Raw genomic sequence first — 17,446 nt, 5'->3', positions numbered from 1 at the left:
CCGGTTTCAGAATCGGGTGCGGACATGCTATACCTTGCGTCATGGTATCTCTCGACCCCAATATAGGCGATGTGCGCCCTGTCATACGGCAACTTGATGAAGGCGCAATCAACCGGATCGCGGCGGGTGAAGTGGTCGAACGGCCGGCTTCTGCCGTCAAGGAACTGGTGGAAAATGCGCTGGATGCCGGGGCGCGCCGGATCGCCATAGACTACGCCGATGGCGGCAAGACGCTGATCCGCGTGCAGGACGATGGCTGTGGCATGACCGAAGCGGAACTGCCGCTGGCACTGTCCCGCCATGCCACATCCAAGATCGACGGGTCCAACCTGTTGGACATCCACACCTTTGGCTTTCGGGGCGAGGCTTTGCCATCTCTGGGAGCGGTTGGACGTCTGACATTGGCAAGCCGGGTCGAAGGCGCACCGGGTGTTGAAATTTCGGTCAACGGCGGGGTGATGGGCGCGCTCAAACCAGCCGCATTGAACAATGGTACAACGGTCACGCTGCGCGATCTTTTTTATGCCACCCCTGCGCGCCTGAAGTTCCTGCGCACGGACAGGGCAGAGGCGCAGGCCATTGGCGATGTGATCAAGCGTCTGGCGATGGCAGAACCCTTCGTGCAATTTGTGCTGAGGGATGTTTCTGGCGGTGGCGAGGGGCGTGAGGTTTTTCGGGCAGATGCCGAGCAGGGCGATCTCTTCGGAGCGCTGCATGGTCGTTTGGCCCGCGTGCTGGGGCGCGAGTTTGCCGAAAACTCCCTGCCTATTGACGCCGAAAGCGAAGGCCTGCACCTGACCGGCTTTGCGGCTTTACCGACTTATTCGCGGGGCTCAGCGGTCGCGCAGTATCTCTTTGTCAACGGCAGGCCGGTGCGTGACAAGCTTCTTGTGGGGGCCTTGCGGGGTGCCTATTTCGACTTTCTGAGCCGCGACAGGCACCCGGCTGCTGCGCTGTTCCTGGATTGCGATCCGGCGCTTGTGGACGTGAACGTGCATCCGGCAAAATCCGAAGTGCGGTTTCGGGACCCGGGTGTCGCGCGCGGCCTCATCGTCTCGGCGCTGCGCCACGCACTGGCGGAGGCCGGGCACCGGGCATCGAGCACCGTGGCGCATGCGACCCTGGGCGCGATGACGCCCGAACCCGTTGGTGCGCGTGTCTATCAGATGGACCGGCAAAGGGCCGCTGCCCCGTCGCCCAGTTTTCAGGAAACGGCCCCTGTCTGGGGTCGCGTTGAAACGTCCGAGCCCGTCGATGAGACCGCGCCCGAGGAAGCCCTGGAATACCCATTGGGCACCGCGCGCGGTCAGGTTCATGAAAACTACATCATCGCGCAGACCGCCACGGGTATGGTCATTGTCGATCAGCATGCTGCCCATGAACGTCTGGTCTATGAAAAGCTGAAACGTCAGATTGCCGAGAACGGCGTGGCGTCTCAGGCGCTGCTGATCCCGGAAATTGTCGAGCTTTCAACGGGGGATCGCGCGCGGCTGATGGATGTCGCTGATGACCTTCAGAAATTCGGTTTAACCATTGAACCATTTGGCGGTGAGGCCATTGCCGTGCGGGAAACACCCGCCATTCTGGGTGCTGTCGATGCACGTGCCATGGTGCTGGATATCCTTGATGAACTGGCCGATCAGTCGAGCAGCAACACGGTGCAGGCACGGATCGAAGCGATCCTGAGCCGCATTGCCTGTCACGGGTCCATCCGCTCCGGGCGCTGGATGAAAGCGGAAGAAATGAACGCGCTCCTGCGCGAGATGGAAGCGACACCACATTCCGGGCAGTGCAATCACGGACGCCCAACTTATGTGGAACTCAAACTAAGTGACATAGAGCGGCTTTTTGGACGCACATGATTGAAATCGCTGGACATACCTACGCATTGGATGACCCGTTGGTTATCCTGGTCTGCGTCGGGGCGGCGGCCCTGTTGTTGATTTTTGTTTTGCTGATCATGGCGGTGCGATCCACAGGGCGCAGCGTGCAGATGACAGCACCGCTGGTTCAGCAAATCGGCATGCTTGGTCAGCAGGTGCAGCAATTGGGCGCAGGTCAGGAACAGTTGCGGGGCGGGCTGCAAACCGTCTCCGACACGCAGGCCAACGCGCAAACGCAGGTGATCCAGACCGTCGAGGCACGGCTCGCCACCGTCCAGCAGCAGATGCAAGACCGGCTGGCGGATAATGCGCTGCGGTCCGCGCGGTCCCTTTCGGAAATGCAGGAGCGCATGAAAGAAACGCTGCACGGATCGTCAAAACAGACCACGACGTCGCTGACACAGTTGCAGGAACGGCTGGCGGCGATTGACAAGGCGCAGGACAACATCACGAAGCTATCCGGGGATGTGCTGTCACTTCAGGACATCCTGAGTAACAAGCAGACCCGTGGAGCCTTTGGTGAGATCCAGCTACGCGACATCGTTTCCAAAGCGCTGCCAAGCGACAGCTTTGCCCTGCAACACACGCTAAGCAACGGAAAACGAGCGGATTGTCTTGTCCATTTGCCCAATCCGCCTGGACCCATCGTCATCGACAGCAAGTTTCCACTTGAGGCATATGAAGCCCTGCGTGCGGCAGAGACGGATTGGGCATTGAAAGACGCCGTGGCCAAGATGAAAACGGCTGTGACCAAACACATCACCGATATCTCCGAGAAATATATTATCGAGGGTGAAACGGCGGATGGGGCGCTGATGTTCCTGCCCTCCGAGGCCGTCTACGCCGAATTGCACGCGAATTTCCCCGAGCTGGTGCGCAAGGGTTTCGACGCGCGGGTCTGGATTGTGTCGCCAACCACCTGCATGGCCACGCTGAACACCATGCGCGCCATTCTGAAAGATGCCCGCATGCGCGAACAGGCCGGGGCCATTCGGTCGGAACTGTCAAAACTGGTGACGGATGTGGACCGTTTGGGAACACGTGTCGGCAATCTGGACAGGCATTTCTCGCAGGCTTCCAAGGACATCGAAGAGATCAAGATTAGCGCCGACAAGGCTGGAAAACGTGCCCACAGGCTCGACAATTTCGATTTCGAAGAGCTATCCCCTGACGATTCTGGAAATGTTGTCCCACTTGCGAAGTCGGACGTTTAACCGGCAACGGCAGCCATGATCCCGCGCAATTCGGCCAGCCCGCGCATGCGCCCGATCAGAGGATACCCGGGCATGCTGTCCATGTCACGATCTGACAAAAGCTCCTGTCCGTGGTCCGGGCGCATCGGGATTTGCCAATCGTCACGCCCTTCATCTCTGCGCCGGAGCTGTTCAGCCATCAAGGCCCGGACGGTCGCAACCATATCGGTATCACCTTCCAGATGAGCCGCTTCAAAGAAGTCAGGACGGTCGGGATCGCCATCTGAAAGCCGTTTTGTGTTGCGCAGATGGGCAAAATGGATACGGGCCCCGAGCCTCTCGACAAACCCGGGCGCGTCAAAATCCGCGTTGACCCCAAGCGACCCGGTGCACAGCGTGGCGCCATTGGCCGCCATATCCACGGCATCCAGCGCATGCGCGTAGTCGTCGGTCGATGACATGACCCGCGGCAGGCCAAGCAATCCGAATGGGGGATCGTCCGGGTGGCAGCAAAGCCGCATACCAAGTGTCTGTGCGACCGGTGCGACTTCGGACAAAAAGTCGATCAGATGTGCTCTGAGCCGGTCTGGGCTGACCCCATCATAGCTGGCCAGCCGACGCCTCACATCGTCCAACGTCCAATTGTCGTTTGCCCCCGGCAGACCGGCAATAATGGTTTGTTGCAATGTCAGCCGCTCGCTGTCTGACAAGTTGTCAAATCGTGCGCTGGCAGCGTCCTGCTGACGGGTGGAATAGTCCTCCTGCGCGCCGTGGCGTTTGAGAATGTGCAGGTCGAAAACGGCAAAATCCAGAAGCCGAAAAAGCATCGCAGTGCCGCCATGGGGTTGCGATGCCCGCAGGGCCGTTCGTGTCCAATCGAGGATCGGCATGAAGTTGTAGCACACGGTGTGGATGCCTTGTTGCGCCAGAGCTTGAAGGCTGGATTTGTAAGCCGTCAGATGTTCGCTGGCACCGGTTCCTTGGGTTTTGATCGTCTCGGAAACCGGGAGGCTTTCCACCACATCCCAGGTAAATCCCTGCGATTGCAGGAGGTCTTGCCGCTTGGATATTTCATCATCAGACCATGGCGTGCCCGGCGCAAGATGATGCAGGGCCGTGACAATCCCCTCGACACCTACTTGATGCAGATCAGCCAGCGGGATTTTATCGGCGGGTCCGAACCATCGCCAACACTGCTTCATGGTTGCCACCCTTCGTAAAGCGTGTGGGTTTTTGCCAAGGGAAGTGTCACATGCGTATCGCGCCGTGATGCGTCGTAAATGGCTGTGACCAGCTCTATGGAAGCGCGCCCGTCATCGAGCCTGACGGCGGAATTCGGTTGATTGGCAAGAGCCTTGGCGACTTCGTTCAGGAACCCGGTGAAACCCTGCGGTTCCGGCGGCAAGGTTGCCAGTATACGATCTACCTTCGGCTGGTCATCGGGCCTGCGCGCGGTAAACTCCCAGGGTTGTGCGCCGGGTGCATAGGGTTCAGTGCCAGAGGTTGCCGTCAGGTTTTCGAAAACCATCCGAATACGGGTTTCGTCCATGGCCGAGCCAAGGGTGATACTGCTGGTGCATAACGCGCCATTTTGCATTCGGAATGAGATGGCCGCGCAATCCTCGGTTTCAATGGGATTTACACGCGTCGTGGTCATCGCGGAAACCGTCTCGACCGGCCCCATGAAATGGGTCAGCAGATCGTGGTTGTGGATGGCATGTCCAAGCACCGCGCCCCCCTGTTCCCCGGCCCAGGTTCCGCGCCAGGGTGTGGCGTAATAATCGGCACCGCGCTTCCAGTGGGTTTCAATGGCAGCGACCTGAGGTGCGCCGGTCAAACCTGCGGCAATGAGCGCGCGCAATTGCGTCAAGGCTGGCCCCCAGCGATATTGAAAGACCGGGAAGACCTGCTTCCCACTACGTTTGACGGCGTCGCTCAGGCGATCAGCATCCGCCAGCGACGTGGCGAGCGGTTTTTCACAGATTACATGCTTGCCAGCAGTCAGGGCCTGTAGCGTCACCGGAACGTGAAGGTGGGGGGGCAGGCATACATCCACGAGATCAATGGCGGGGTCCTCCAACGCTTGCCCAACATCGGTAAGAACCGTGAAGTCATCCGCCGCGCGAATGCGTTCTGCGCGTGCGGCGTCCTGATCGACTATGACGGATACCGAATACAGATCGGGCAACGCGCGATATGCGGCGAGGTGTTCGCGGCCGATCCCGGCCCCGAGGATCGCGACACGGGTCACAGGCGCCCCGTTTCGGCCAACCGCTGGGCTTTCAACGCCAGTTCCATGACCAGAAAACAGTGTTGTTGGGTCATTGCCGTCTCTGTCCGGTCCAGCACATCCTGCGCAAACCGGTCAAAGTAGGGCAAGCCCGCGTCGGCGGCGTCAATTCTTTCGCAAAGGTCCTGGGTAACGAGAATGAGGTGATCGGTGCCATCCGCCCCTCCGACATCCACGTATTTCCGCAGCTCAATATAGCCTTCGGTCCCAAGAATTGTAAGGCGCCCGTCCCCCCAGGTGGGCAGAGCATCCGGCGTATACCAGTCCACGCGGATATAGCCTGTTGCCGTACCGCTGCGCAAAGACAGCTCGCCAAAATCCTGCAGACCCGGGTCGCCGGGACTAGCGTTGTTTGTCGTGAAGGCATGCGTTATTTCTGCGGTATCTACGCCCGTAAAATGCAAAAACTGGTCAATCTGATGCGAGGCGATGTCGGTCAGTATACCGCCATACCGTTCGCGTTGGAAAAACCAGTCAGGCCGTGTCGCGCGGTTCAGCCGGTGCGGGCCAAGGCCAACGGTATTTACGACCTTCCCGATGGCACCGGCCTGCACAAGCTCTGTGGCGCGCGTTACCGCCGGGACTTCAAAGCGTTCGGAGAAGTTGATCGACCAGATGCGACCGGTTTCCGAGACGCAGGTTTTGATTTCATCCAGTTGTTCGAGCGTTGTACAGCCGGGTTTGTCGGTCATGACATCCATGCCGCGTTGCATTGCCGCTACCGCCAATGCGGCGCGATCCGCAGGCACTGCCGAGATCATTGCCAGAGATGCGCCGCAGGCGAGTGCTTCTTCCAGTGTTTCAATTCTTGGAATGTCCGGAAAGCGCTTGATGAAACCCGCAAGTGTTTCTGGCGCACCGTCGGTCCAGTATCCAAGGCATTCCGCCCCGGTTGCCAACATGTTTTCCGTCATGCCGTAGATGTGCCGGTGATCGAGGCCAAGTGCGACGAAAGCAAGTGTCATGACGCGTGAAATACCTCTGTGCGTTGGCCGGATCTGTTTGCGCGTTCCATTGCATCTATAACGCGGTGCGCAGCCAGGCTGCTGGAACCGCTTGCGATCGGCTCTGAATTGTTGGCCAGGCTAGAGGCAAAATCCTCGATGATCGTCTGGTGCCATTCATGGGTGAAAGCCATGGGATCAGCACCGCCTCCGGTGCTGGCCTCAGCGCCCGATGTTTCAATCCGACCGTCTAGATGGGTAACGGTCAGCACGCCGGATTCCAGAAGGGCCGCTGCCTTGTCGCCCTGTACACGCAGGCTTTCCGCAGAGCCGGGAAAAGCGGCCGTTGTCGCCATCAGACTACCGACAGCACCGCTGCGCATCTCGAACAAGGCACCGGCCCAATCCTCTGCCTCAAGTTGGTGCAGCAAGGTGGTGCGCATCAGTGATTGGACTTGCGTGATCGGCCCCAAGAGCCAAAGCGCAAGATCAAGAGTGTGAATGGCCTGATTGATCATGACACCGCCGCCATCGCGGGCGTATGACCCACGCCCCGGCGCATCATAGTAAGCTTGGTCGCGCCACCACGGAACCCGGATTTCAACCGTCGAAACTTGCCCCAGAACGCCGCGGTCCAGCGCCTGTTTGATCGCAAGCGAGGCCGCGCGTGCGCGGTGCTGAAACACGACGCCCAACGGGACGTTAGCCTGCCGACAAATGCGAACGATTTCTTCTGCGGCTGCGAGGGTTCTCTCGACAGGTTTTTCCATCAGGATCGGTTTGCCCACGCCAGCTAAAACGGAAACCAAATCGGTACGCGCATCGGGGGGTGTTGCGATGATAACGAAATCGATGGACCGATCTTCGGCGATCTCATTTATCGTCGAAAAGGCCGGAACCCTATAGCCCAGCGCCCTTGTTGCTTTGTCAGAATATGCCTGCGTGCGTTGGGTGTCGCGTCCCATGACGCCTGCCAGTGACAAGCCTTTCCGAGAATGCTGGATCGCGGCAAGATGCGTGTCGGCCACCATGCCCAGCCCAATCAGCGCAATCCTCATATCCCCTCCATCCTGCGGCGACATTTGCAGGAAACTAGCAAAAGGCCAAGCAAAAGATGCGTTGGAAAAAAAACCTGATAATGTGGTGAAAAATGCGAAGTTTTGTTGGGGGCATATGTGCAGAATTTGACGGGCGCTGCGGGAGCACTTTACGAAGAAATTCGTGATCTGCCAATTGTTTCACCGCATGGTCATTGCGATCCTGAGTGGTTCGCCGCAGACGCGGCTTTTCCCGACCCTGCCGCCCTTTTGGTGGTGCCTGATCACTACGTCTTCCGGATGCTTTATTCGCAAGGCCACGCCTTGGCTGACCTGGGCGTCGGCGCGCCAGGAAAACAGGCTGACCCTCGCGAGGTCTTTCGCCGGTTTGCAAAGAACTGGCATCTTTTTCTGGGCACGCCATCACGCTTCTGGATGTCTTATGTGTTGCACGAAACGCTTGATGTGGCGGCGCCGCTGTCAGAGACGACGGCAGATCGGATTTACGATGAGGTTTCTGAAAAACTGCAGCTGCCGAATTATCGCCCCCGCGCCTTGTTTGAGCGGTTTGGGATAGAGGTTCTGGCGACGACAGATGGCGCATTGGATGATCTCGTGCATCATCAAAAGATCAAAGACAGTGATTGGCAGGGGCGTGTCATACCGACCTTCCGGCCGGACAGTGTTCTTGATCCCAATGATCCGCAGTTTCTTGCGAATGTAGAGCAGCTCGGCGTGATCTCTGGCGAGGATGTTGCGAGTTTTTCAGGATACCTGAGTGCCTTACGCAAACGTCGCGCCTTCTTCAGGAAAATGGGTGCAACAGCGACGGATCATGCGATTGAGGTGGTGCATACCGTATGGCTCGATGATCCTGAGGCGGTCTACCAGCGTTTGCGATCCGGCACACATGCACCTGAGGACCATGGGGCATTCTACGGACATATGCTCATCGAAATGGCACAGATGTCTGTTGAGGACGGGCTGGTCATGCAGATACACGGGGGCAGCAGGCGCAATACGAATCCTGCGGTGCTGGCGGCTTTCGGGCGCGATAAAGGCGCTGATATTCCTGTTGCAACGGATTGGGTGCGCGGACTTGAAGCACTGCTGAACAGGGTGGGCAATACACCGGATTTCACGCTAATTCTCTTCACGCTGGATGAAACCACCTATGCGCGGGAGCTGGCCCCGATGGCGGGTCATTGGCCGTGTCTTCGGATCGGGCCACCGTGGTGGTTTCATGACAGTTCGGCGGGGATCGCGCGGTATTTCGATCAGGTCGTCGAGACAGCGGGCTATTTCAATCTTGCCGGTTTCAATGACGATACGCGTGCTTTTTTGTCGATACCGGCGCGGCATGATCTCTGGCGGCGCGGTGTGGCACAGCATTTGAGCGAGCAGGTCTCCAAAGGGGTGTTTGATCTTGCGGATGCGCGGATGCTGGCCCCGTTGCTGGCGACGGATCTGGCGCGCGATAGCTACAGGCTGAGCCGATAATGCCGCGCATTTTGCATATTGGTGTTGGCAATTTCTGCCGGGCGCATCTGGCCGATTACACGCAAGATGCAGGGGACTGGTCGATTTGCGGCGTCAGCCTCAGATCGCCAGGCGTGCGTGACGGGTTGAAAGCCCAGGGGTTCGGTTACACCCTTGCCATTCAGGGTCAGGAAGCCAAGTATATTGATGTGTTCGACGACGTTTTGGTTGCGCCGGAAAACCCTGCCGCAGTTCTTTCGCAAATTGCAGCGCTGGATGTTCACGTAATCTCCATCACCGTGACCGAAAAGGGTTATCACCTGACCCCGGACAACCGGCTGAACAGGGCTGATCCGATGATAGCAGAGGATCTGGCAGGGCATGGACCGCATACGCTGATCGGTTTTCTGGCACGCGGGCTTGCGAACCGGACCACTCCCGTGACCGTGCTGAGTTGTGACAATCGAAACGGCAATGGTGAGACATTACGCGCCGCAGTTTTGGACTTTGCGGAAGCTGCGCATTTGCGGATCGATCAGGCAATCGCGTCTTTTCCCAACAGCATGGTGGATCGGATCACCCCGGCGACAACGGAGGCACTGCGCAAGCAGACCGGAGATGCCATGGCGGTGCCGACAGAGCCCTTCCGTGAGTGGGTGATCGAAGACAGCTTTGCAGGTCCGCGCCCCGATTGGCCGGATGTGCAGTTCGTCACGGATGTTGCCCCCCATGAGATGCGCAAACTCAGGATGCTGAACGCAGCACATTCCATGCTGGCCTATGCCGGAACGCTCGCAGGGTTCGAATTTGTGCATCAGGCGGTGGGTGCTGAAGTCCTGAGAAACGAAGCGCGCGCTGTCATGTCAGAGGCTGCGCAAACGCTGCCGCCCGATGTCCGACATCAGGCTCCGGCCTATGCTGAAGCGCTGATCGAACGTTTTGACAATCCACACATCAACCACAGCTTGCGGCAGATCGCGATGGATGGATCACAAAAGCTCCCCTATCGCATCTTTGATAGTATCCGCGAACGGTCTGCGGACGGGGCCAAATCGCCCGCGTTGTGCAAGGCTGTGCGGGCGTGGCTGGCATTCTGCCGAGAAGAAACGGCTGCGGCGAGGCCGATACAAGATCCGTTGGGCGCGGAGATTTCGCAACTGATTGCATCAGGTGCGGCTGACCAAGCTCTGCTGGAGTTGATTGGTGCGGGGCATTTATCGGCGGTTATTCTGGAATGATTGCGCCTCGATGTAGCACAACCCGTGCTGCCAGATCATGGCCTGATCGCAGGGCTTCCGCTTGAGATTTTCCGCTTAACAGCGCCCCGAGGTATCCGCCGTTGAAACTGTCCCCGGCCGCAGTGGTGTCGATCACTTTCTGCGCGGGCGGGTAGTCCTGGGTCACCTCGGAGCCCAAGGATAGCGGGCCTTGCGCGCCGCGTTTCAATGCGCCGCTGACGAATGATCCCTGGCACCGTGTTTTCACCTCCATTGCGGTTTCACCGAAGAGGGCCATTTCGTCATCAATGGAGGGCAAAGCGATATCTGTATGGGCCCAAATTGCGCGGGTGACGTTCTGCGCCGTTGCCTGATCCTCCCAAAGCGCTGGGCGATAGTTGCTGTCATAGATGACCCGTAGATCCATGCTTTGCAGATAGTCGATCAGGGCCAACCGCACGGCCTGTGGCAATATCCCCAAGGTGATGCCCGAGAGATAGACAAGATCGTACCCCTCCAACACTGAGAACTCGAATCGGCCGTCAAACTGGAACATATCCCGTGCGGCTGACGCGCTGCGCCAATAGGTGAATGCGCGTTCGCCGTCGTCCGTGGTCGTGATGGCGTAGAGGCCGGGCGATTTGCCCGGGATTGTTCGGATGGCGTCGCAGCCGATGCTTTGAGTGGCGATGAATTCACGAATCTGCTCAGAAAACGGATCATCGCCAAGGCATGTCACGTAGTCGACGCTCAGATCGGGTGCGGATCGTTTGAGATAGATCGCGGTGTTGAGTGTGTCACCCGCGACGCCAATATTTGCGGATTGCCCGTCCATCGACAATTCGATCATGGCTTCGCCGACGCAGGCAATTCTGGTCATCGCTGCTCTCTCTTCCAAATGATCAGACCCGAAACCACGATGATCATTGCCCCCGCGATCGTCCACTGGTCCGGCACATGCGCAAACACCAAATAGCTGAGAATCGAAAGATAAATCATGAAGGAATAGGTGTAGGGCATCAATGTATTGGCCGAACCGAAGCGATGCGCATTGGTCAGCAGTTGATGCCCTGCCCAGCCAAAGACGCCAAGGCTGATCAGGATGGCCCAATCGGCAAGATTGGTGGGCCATTCCCATACCCAGACGGCAAAAGGCAACAGGACGGCAGTGCCAAGCGCGCCCATGTAGAACTGCATGGTTTCGGTGGCGACAACACCGGCAAGTTTGCGCGTCATGATCGAGTAAAGCGCGAGACTTACCGAATTATAGAGCGGCATCAGCATGGCGATGTGGAAGGCTTCGCCAAAGGGTCGGATGACCACCAGCACGCCACCGAACCCCAGCATGATTGCGAACCAACGCCAGGGACCCACGCGTTCACCCAAGAGCGGCCAGGACAGGAAACACACGATCACGGGGCTGGAAAACATAATCGCGGAAGTCACCGTCAACGGCAGGAAATTCAGCGCGTAAAAGTTGGACAGCGTCGCCGTGATCAGCAGCATGGCACGGCTGGTGACCTGCCACATATGCCCGGTCTGGAACCGATCCTTCGTGATGCCGCCTTTGGCAATGACCCCTATCGAGATGATGAAATGGCCGAAATACCGCATGAAGGCCAGTTGGAACGCGGGAAGTCCGGCGAGGACCAGCCATTTCGCACCGGTGTCCACCAGCGCGAACAGCAGCCAGGCGCATAGCATCAGCATGATGCCAAAATGTGGCCGGTCCTCCAGAATGCCCGCGGAAACCGCCACGCTATTTGGTCATTTTGGAGGCGTAGTAATCAACCATGGTGGAGACCATATCATCGCCGCGGCCTTCATCGTTTGCGCGACGCAGGGCTGTGAGCGCGCCTTGCGCCATGACCGTTTCGGCACCCGCCTCATCGACCATGCGGGCATAATACCCAACGTCCTTGGCCGCATTCTTGATCGCGAAGGCCAATTGCGCGGGGTCGCCGTCCAGCGCATAGCCTTTGACAAAATCCATCATGCCGGAATGCAGTGGTCCGGCGGCCATAACGTCATAGAGGTTCTGCCGGTCTATCCCGGCCACGTCCGCCATGGCGAAAGCTTCGGCCATGGCATTGGCGACTGTCATGCCGAAAAAATTGTTGATCAGTTTGATGGTATGACCAGATCCAAGTGCGCCAAGATGAAAGACGTTTTCACCCAGATCATTCAGCACCGGTGCGACCTTGTCGAAGGCGGCTTTTTCTCCCGCTGCCATGATGTTCAGCAATCCATCCTTGGCATGCGCAGGTGTGCGGCCTAACGGTGCGTCCAGATATGCGCCACCAGCTGCTTCTGTCTCTGCACCAAGCGCATGGGTGCTGCCGGGGAGCGACGTGCCAAAATCGATCACGACCGCGCCCGGTTTCAGACCAGCAATCACGCCGTCATCGCCGCGCATCCGCGCCTCAACGCTGTCGCTGGTGTCCATGCAAAGCATGACAATATCGCTCGCCGCAGCCACATCGCGGGCCGTCGCAACTTCTGTCGCCCCGCGTGCGACAGCGGCATCAATGTTCGGGCGAGAGCGGTTGGCCGTGACGGTCACAGCGTAGCCTTTGTCCTGCAAACGCCCCACCATGGCCGCGCCCATAAGGCCGAGGCCGATAAATCCGATAGTTGCTTGTGTCATCTGGTGTCCTTCCCGGGGGTATGCGATCAGTCGATTGTATCAAAGGCCCGCTTTTTCAGGCCTTTCTGGATTTCATAGATGGAGACTGGGACGTCCGGTTGCGGCTGCGGAATGCGCACCGGGATGTCCTTGAGACGCGGGTTCAGCGTGGATTTGCCGCACAGCATGCGCGTGTCATAATCCCTGATCCCGTCCCATTTCGTCATCGAGCCCATGATCGGAAAAGCGTCTGCCGCCATCATCTCGTAAAACAGAATGCGGCGCGCGCGGTTGGATGTATTGAGCGCGGAGCCATGCACGATCCGCCCGTGGTGGATGCTGATGGACCCGGCGGGCCCGGTCAGTTGTACCGCATCGGCCGGGTTCAGCCCGTTCTCTTCCGGCAGCATGGCACCTGCGAAAACGCCGTCCACATGATGGTCATAAACCGGTCCTCTGTGGGAGCCGGGATAGACCATCAGCGGGCCATTCTCCGCAGCCATATCGTCAATCAACACACCGATGGCCAGAATGTCGTCGTTCGTGTGGGGGTAAAAGGCATAATCCTGATGCCACTCGACCGCCGCGCCGTAGCCTGCCGATTTCATGTTGAGCTTGGTGGTGTGCAGGCGCAAATCCGGCCCGATGAGGTCACGTGCGGGGGCGAGGATATGATCGGAAAACATCAGCTCTCGCATCACGTCGGAAATCAGATGCGGTAGTTTGATCCGCCGCAGGCGCGGTGCCTCCGGTGTGTGGCTGTCTTCCAGATCAAGCCGGTCGTTGCTGGCCGTCATGCCGCGCGCTTCTTCTTCGAAACGTGCAATTTCCGCATGGAGCCGGTCCAGCCAGACCTGTGGTATCTGGTTCTGCAACACCAGATAGCCGTACTCCTGATAATGGGCGATCTGATCAGGCGTGAGCGTTTCGGGCATTTGCTGCTCCTTCCACTTGGGCCGTTAGCTGGGCTTCGATTTGCAAGGCTGCGGCCAGCGTTCTGGTTGCGTCCGCCACGTCAATCAGCGGCGGCGCGCCCTTCATCACGTCAATGAAGTGGTCAAGCTGCGCATCAAGCGGGGCCTTGATGTCCTGTTCCGGTGCGCCCGGCGTGCTTTCGGCGGGTTTGGACCAATCCAGCCCCGACCAAAGCGTCAGTGACGGATAGCTGACAGCCCCCTGCGTTCCCATGATCCACATCATATCCTGCCCGGTTGTGCCGATGTTCGGGTTTTCACCGGTTGCGGCCTCAAAACCCCAGGGGCTGGGCGAGGTATCGGCAAAACTGATGGTGCCAGTTGCACCGCTCTCGAAGGCCAGCGCGATGGCACCGCTCTCGATGCGGGTGTCCCCGCGCAATCCCTTGCCGCGCAACGCGGTCGTCGTGGCAATTTCACCAATGACAAAACGCAGGATGTCGATGTCATGCACCAGATTGATCATGACGGGGCTGCCACCCGCCGTGCGCCAGTTGCCCTCAAAATAGGCGTCTGGTTTGCGCATCGCCCAGATCAGGTTGGCGCAGACCGGTGTGCCGACCGCGCCGTCCGCCACAAGTTCTTTCAACTGTTGCACGCTGCGGTGATAGCGCCTGTGATGCCCGACCAGCGACCCGACACCGGCCTTGGCCACCGCATGACTGAGGGCCTCAGCACCGGGCAGATCACCGGCTATTGGCTTCTCTATCAGCATATGCCAGCCGCGTTCTGCGGCATAAACCCCGTGCTCCGCATGAAGTGCCGTTGGGGTCGCGATGATGACCCCGTCAACAGGTTCGGTGATCTCGGCCATCGACGCAAAGCGTTTGACGTCAGGAGCCAGCGTCATATCCGGATCTGCCAGCCCGACCAGACTGCAATCAGGATGTGCCTGCACCGCCTGAAGATGGCGGATACCGATCAACCCGCCGCCGACGACCAGAATGCGCTTTGGCGGGCTCATATCGTACCTATGTGAAAATCAGCGTAGAGGGTTTTGTATTTTGCTGACAAATGCGCACGCGTATAGCTGCCATCCCTCTGCCAGGACCGCGTTTCAAGTTCCGTGCCATGCTTTTGGCAAAGATCGACCATGTGGTCATGTTCAACCAGATACCAATCCTGCCGGTCGCGAAAGGCGATCCAGATGCCGCGGTCCAGATATTTGCGATGTATCGTCCAGCGCGATTTCTGCTGAACACATTTCATGTCGTTATCCGCCTCGCGGTGCACGATGAAATCAATGCCCTGATCAACGACCGGTAGATAGACGTTGTAACCCTGCAAAAGCAAAAGCGAAGTCACCTCATTGCGATGGATAACTTCCGTCAGGCTCACATCACCGCCCCGATTTGCCATGGCACGAATTCATAGTCACCCAAGCCCTGAGCTTCGGATTTTGTCGCCTCTCCGCTGGCCACCTTGAGGAACAGATTGTAGATTTCGCGCCCTTTTTCCTCGACACTCACGCCTTGCGTCAGAATTGTGCCTGCGTCCACGTCCATGTCGTCAGACATGCGCTTGGCCATTTCCGAGTTGGTGGCGACTTTGATTGTCGGGCTGGGTTTGGAGCCAAACGCTGATCCGCGCCCTGTGGTAAAGCATACCAGATTGCACCCGCCTGCGATCTGCCCGGTCACGCTGGCCGGATCATAGCCTGGGCTGTCCATGAAGGTGAACCCTTTGGCCTGCACGGGTTCGGCGTATTTGTAGACCCCCATCAAGGGGCTGGTGCCGCCCTTGGCCGCCGCCCCCAGCGATTTTTCCAAAATGGTGGTCAGGCCGCCCTTTTTGTTGCCGGGGCTGGGATTGTTATCCATCGAGCCCTTGTTGCGGGCGGTGTAGTCCTCCCACCATTTGACCAATCTGACGAGGCGATCACCTGTTGCCCGGTCAACCGCGCGGCGGGTCAGCAGATGTTCTGCGCCATAAATCTCCGGTGTCTCGGCCAGAACACCTGTGCCACCCTGGGCGGCCAGCAGATCACAGGCGTATCCCAAGGCGGGATTTGCCGTGATGCCTGACCATGCATCCGAGCCGCCGCATTGCAGGGCGACCATCAGTTCAGAGGCCGGGCAGGGCGTGCGTGTGGCTTGGTTGGCAATGGGCAGCATCGCTTCGATTTTCTTGATCCCGAGATCAACGGTTTTCTGCAGGCCCGCGACAGATTGAATATTCATCACTTGAAAGGTCGGGCTCTGTTGCAGACCGTAAGCTTCGAGCAGCCAGTCGATCTGGTTCATTTCGCATCCCAGACCCACCATCAACACGCCCGCATGATTGGGGTGGCGCGCGTAGCCCCACATGACCCGTTGCAGCGCCTCGAACCCCTCGCCATCACCGGCCATGCCACAGCCGGTGCCATGCACAAAGGCGGCAACCCCATCGACATTGGGGTAATGCGCCAGGATGTCCGGCGTGAAATGGCTGGCGATACGGCGCGCTGCTGTGGCCGAGCAATTCACCGAAGTGACAATGGCGATGTAATTGCGGGTGCCTACCTGACCGTTTTCGCGCCGATAACCCATGAAAGTGTCGCGTGCGTCTTCCGGAACTGTTTTGACCGGGCGCAAATCGGTGGCAAACTCATATTCCGCCTCCGTGTTGCGAAAGGCCACGTTCTGGGTATGCACATGCTCGCCCGGTGCGATATCCTGCGACGCGTATCCGATAATCTGCGCGTATTTCCGAATGGCATCGCCTTTGGCAATCGGGGCTGTCGCGATCTTGTGCCCCGATGCGATGAGCGCACGGGTTGTTACCTTTTCAACCGGGACATCCGCTTGCAGCGGGCGTGTGGCAGTGACGACATTATCAGCCGGATCAAGACGGACGGTATCCATGGGGTCTCCTTAGGCGCAGAACGGCGCATCGCCTTGCCAGCGATGAATGGGGATGTGGGGGTTGCGCGCCAGAGTGTCGCGCGCGTCTGCCCACATCTGCCGCCATAGGCGCCAGTCGGTCAAGACCTGACCCGGATCATCTGCGCTGTGCGCGATAAATTCAGGGAAATGCGCCCGCCCGGTGGGTTGACCCGTCACATTGTAGCGCAGATCGAACGACCACCTGAATGTGTGCGTACCATTGGGCAGCGAAGCATGTGGTAAAAGCGGGTGAAGCAGCACGACACCACCTGCCGGGACCGGAAGCGGCACGGCCTGTGCCTCATCAATGAAACCGTCCGCAATCGCCGTCTGAGTTTTGGGACAATGGGGCAGCATCTCGCGGTCGGCGCCGGGTATGACCTGCAAACACCCGTTTTCAACGGTTGCATCTGTCATGGCGATCCAAACAGTGATCATATCCGTCGCATCGGCCTCTTCCAGACCGACGCCGCGATCCTGATGCCAGTCGGTTTGGGTCACATGGGCGCGGATTTCTTCCGTGTTCAGTGCCGGGCGCGGCGGCTTGATCCGGATATGCTGAATAGGGTTGGACGTGATCTCGGGCCCGATCAGCGCCTCAACCACATCCAGAATCGCAGAACAGGTCACAAGGTCGAATACCGCCGGTCCAAAATGCATGGGCGTGTCCGCCCTGATGTCGCCCCCCGGCAGGCTGATGTCCATGGGCTGGAACCAGTCGCATCCGGCCCGGTAGGCCGTCAGTAATTTCCCCCAGAAATCCTGCTGTGACACGTCATCGGGCAAAAGGCCCCGGGCCTGCCAATCGGCACAAAGGTGATCCAGCAACTGGGCGTATTCGGCGGCAACCGCGTCCCGGGTCGACTGCGGAACAACATCAGGCAAGACGAGGTAGCCATCCGTTTCAAACGCGCGTTTCTGGCCATAAGACAGCATCCG

16 protein-coding genes are annotated in these 17,446 nt (G+C 58.7%); 4 read left to right on the top strand and 12 right to left on the bottom strand.

The genetic code is table 11. The features are described 5' to 3' along the window. Nucleotides 1-41: 41 nt before the first annotated feature. Complete coding sequence (gene mutL, locus ACOTTU_RS08195; protein ID WP_425657233.1) at nucleotides 42-1,862, top strand: DNA mismatch repair endonuclease MutL; 1,821 nt, start codon at nucleotides 42-44, stop codon at nucleotides 1,860-1,862. Beyond that, nucleotides 1,859-3,097, top strand: a complete 1,239-nt coding sequence (locus tag ACOTTU_RS08190) for a DNA recombination protein RmuC (protein ID WP_425657232.1) — start codon at nucleotides 1,859-1,861, stop codon at nucleotides 3,095-3,097. The genes mutL and ACOTTU_RS08190 overlap by 4 nt, the downstream gene beginning before the upstream one ends. Here ACOTTU_RS08190 and uxuA read toward each other — a convergent pair. The 4 genes from uxuA to ACOTTU_RS08170 are packed head-to-tail and all read right to left on the bottom strand — an operon-like array spanning nucleotide 3,094 to nucleotide 7,368. Then, nucleotides 3,094-4,278, bottom strand: a complete 1,185-nt coding sequence (gene uxuA, locus ACOTTU_RS08185; RefSeq protein WP_425657230.1) for a mannonate dehydratase — start codon at nucleotides 4,276-4,278, stop codon at nucleotides 3,094-3,096. The genes ACOTTU_RS08190 and uxuA overlap by 4 nt on opposite strands. After that, a complete protein-coding gene (locus ACOTTU_RS08180) occupies nucleotides 4,275-5,327 on the bottom strand; it encodes a Gfo/Idh/MocA family protein (RefSeq protein WP_425657228.1) in 1,053 nt (350 codons plus the stop codon). Before ACOTTU_RS08180 ends, uxuA begins: the two co-directional genes overlap by 4 nt. Then, nucleotides 5,324-6,331 (bottom strand): Gfo/Idh/MocA family protein, encoded by a 1,008-nt coding sequence (locus ACOTTU_RS08175; RefSeq protein ID WP_425657226.1) that lies wholly within the window; start codon nucleotides 6,329-6,331, stop codon nucleotides 5,324-5,326. Before ACOTTU_RS08175 ends, ACOTTU_RS08180 begins: the two co-directional genes overlap by 4 nt. Then, nucleotides 6,328-7,368, bottom strand: coding sequence for a Gfo/Idh/MocA family protein (locus ACOTTU_RS08170; protein WP_425657224.1), 1,041 nt, complete (start codon nucleotides 7,366-7,368; stop codon nucleotides 6,328-6,330). Before ACOTTU_RS08170 ends, ACOTTU_RS08175 begins: the two co-directional genes overlap by 4 nt. Before the next feature lie 117 nt (nucleotides 7,369-7,485). On the opposite strand from ACOTTU_RS08170, the gene uxaC reads away from it, so the two are divergent. Beyond that, nucleotides 7,486-8,847 carry a glucuronate isomerase gene (uxaC, locus tag ACOTTU_RS08165; RefSeq protein WP_425657223.1) on the top strand — a complete coding sequence of 454 codons (1,362 nt, stop codon included), beginning with the start codon at nucleotides 7,486-7,488 and terminating at the stop codon, nucleotides 8,845-8,847. After that, nucleotides 8,847-10,064 (top strand): mannitol dehydrogenase family protein, encoded by a 1,218-nt coding sequence (locus ACOTTU_RS08160; RefSeq protein ID WP_425657222.1) that lies wholly within the window; start codon nucleotides 8,847-8,849, stop codon nucleotides 10,062-10,064. The genes uxaC and ACOTTU_RS08160 overlap by 1 nt, the downstream gene beginning before the upstream one ends. On the opposite strand, the gene ACOTTU_RS08155 is transcribed toward ACOTTU_RS08160, so the two are convergent. From ACOTTU_RS08155 to ACOTTU_RS08120, 8 genes are read right to left on the bottom strand one after another with little or no spacing between them, the layout of a single operon-like run. Next, the gene (locus ACOTTU_RS08155) at nucleotides 10,051-10,923 is read right to left on the bottom strand and encodes a sugar kinase (protein ID WP_425657221.1); all 873 of its coding nucleotides are present in this window, start codon (nucleotides 10,921-10,923) and stop codon (nucleotides 10,051-10,053) included. The genes ACOTTU_RS08160 and ACOTTU_RS08155 overlap by 14 nt on opposite strands. Further along, nucleotides 10,920-11,801 carry a DMT family transporter gene (locus ACOTTU_RS08150; RefSeq protein WP_425657220.1) on the bottom strand — a complete coding sequence of 294 codons (882 nt, stop codon included), beginning with the start codon at nucleotides 11,799-11,801 and terminating at the stop codon, nucleotides 10,920-10,922. The genes ACOTTU_RS08155 and ACOTTU_RS08150 overlap by 4 nt, the downstream gene beginning before the upstream one ends. Nucleotide 11,802: 1 nt before the next feature. Then, entirely contained in the window at nucleotides 11,803-12,690 is an 888-nt protein-coding gene (locus tag ACOTTU_RS08145) for an NAD(P)-dependent oxidoreductase (protein ID WP_425657219.1), read from the bottom strand. A 26-nt stretch (nucleotides 12,691-12,716) separates the two neighbouring features. After that, on the bottom strand, nucleotides 12,717-13,604 hold the full coding sequence (locus tag ACOTTU_RS08140) for a phytanoyl-CoA dioxygenase family protein (RefSeq protein ID WP_425657218.1): 888 nt from the start codon (nucleotides 13,602-13,604) through the stop codon (nucleotides 12,717-12,719). After that, nucleotides 13,582-14,607, bottom strand: coding sequence for a Gfo/Idh/MocA family protein (locus ACOTTU_RS08135; RefSeq protein ID WP_425657217.1), 1,026 nt, complete (start codon nucleotides 14,605-14,607; stop codon nucleotides 13,582-13,584). The genes ACOTTU_RS08140 and ACOTTU_RS08135 overlap by 23 nt, the downstream gene beginning before the upstream one ends. Then, on the bottom strand, nucleotides 14,604-14,981 hold the full coding sequence (locus tag ACOTTU_RS08130; protein WP_425657215.1) for a hypothetical protein: 378 nt from the start codon (nucleotides 14,979-14,981) through the stop codon (nucleotides 14,604-14,606). Before ACOTTU_RS08130 ends, ACOTTU_RS08135 begins: the two co-directional genes overlap by 4 nt. After that, on the bottom strand, nucleotides 14,978-16,486 hold the full coding sequence (locus ACOTTU_RS08125) for a UxaA family hydrolase (RefSeq protein WP_425657213.1): 1,509 nt from the start codon (nucleotides 16,484-16,486) through the stop codon (nucleotides 14,978-14,980). Before ACOTTU_RS08125 ends, ACOTTU_RS08130 begins: the two co-directional genes overlap by 4 nt. Nucleotides 16,487-16,495: 9 nt before the next feature. After that, nucleotides 16,496-17,443 carry a phytanoyl-CoA dioxygenase family protein gene (locus ACOTTU_RS08120; protein WP_425657212.1) on the bottom strand — a complete coding sequence of 316 codons (948 nt, stop codon included), beginning with the start codon at nucleotides 17,441-17,443 and terminating at the stop codon, nucleotides 16,496-16,498. Nucleotides 17,444-17,446: the final 3 nt, after the last annotated feature.

Origin of the sequence: Roseobacter sp. EG26 (assembly GCF_049830555.1) — a bacterium.
In the GTDB taxonomy this organism is placed as follows: domain Bacteria; phylum Pseudomonadota; class Alphaproteobacteria; order Rhodobacterales; family Rhodobacteraceae; genus Roseobacter.
This window is presented reverse-complemented; position numbering and strand designations above follow the sequence as displayed.

Excerpts from the sequence above, each read along its gene's own strand:
- mutL (WP_425657233.1), top strand. The coding sequence starts at position 42 with ATGGTATCTCTCGACCCCAATATAGGCGATGTGCGCCCTGTCATACGG.
- ACOTTU_RS08190 (WP_425657232.1), top strand. The coding sequence starts at position 1,859 with ATGATTGAAATCGCTGGACATACCTACGCATTGGATGACCCGTTGGTT.
- uxuA (WP_425657230.1), bottom strand. The coding sequence starts at position 4,278 with ATGAAGCAGTGTTGGCGATGGTTCGGACCCGCCGATAAAATCCCGCTG.
- ACOTTU_RS08175 (WP_425657226.1), bottom strand. The coding sequence starts at position 6,331 with ATGACACTTGCTTTCGTCGCACTTGGCCTCGATCACCGGCACATCTAC.
- ACOTTU_RS08170 (WP_425657224.1), bottom strand. The coding sequence starts at position 7,368 with ATGAGGATTGCGCTGATTGGGCTGGGCATGGTGGCCGACACGCATCTT.
- ACOTTU_RS08160 (WP_425657222.1), top strand. The coding sequence starts at position 8,847 with ATGCCGCGCATTTTGCATATTGGTGTTGGCAATTTCTGCCGGGCGCAT.
- ACOTTU_RS08155 (WP_425657221.1), bottom strand. The coding sequence starts at position 10,923 with ATGACCAGAATTGCCTGCGTCGGCGAAGCCATGATCGAATTGTCGATG.
- ACOTTU_RS08145 (WP_425657219.1), bottom strand. The coding sequence starts at position 12,690 with ATGACACAAGCAACTATCGGATTTATCGGCCTCGGCCTTATGGGCGCG.
- ACOTTU_RS08140 (WP_425657218.1), bottom strand. The coding sequence starts at position 13,604 with ATGCCCGAAACGCTCACGCCTGATCAGATCGCCCATTATCAGGAGTAC.
- ACOTTU_RS08135 (WP_425657217.1), bottom strand. The coding sequence starts at position 14,607 with ATGAGCCCGCCAAAGCGCATTCTGGTCGTCGGCGGCGGGTTGATCGGT.
- ACOTTU_RS08125 (WP_425657213.1), bottom strand. The coding sequence starts at position 16,486 with ATGGATACCGTCCGTCTTGATCCGGCTGATAATGTCGTCACTGCCACA.
- ACOTTU_RS08120 (WP_425657212.1), bottom strand. The coding sequence starts at position 17,443 with ATGCTGTCTTATGGCCAGAAACGCGCGTTTGAAACGGATGGCTACCTC.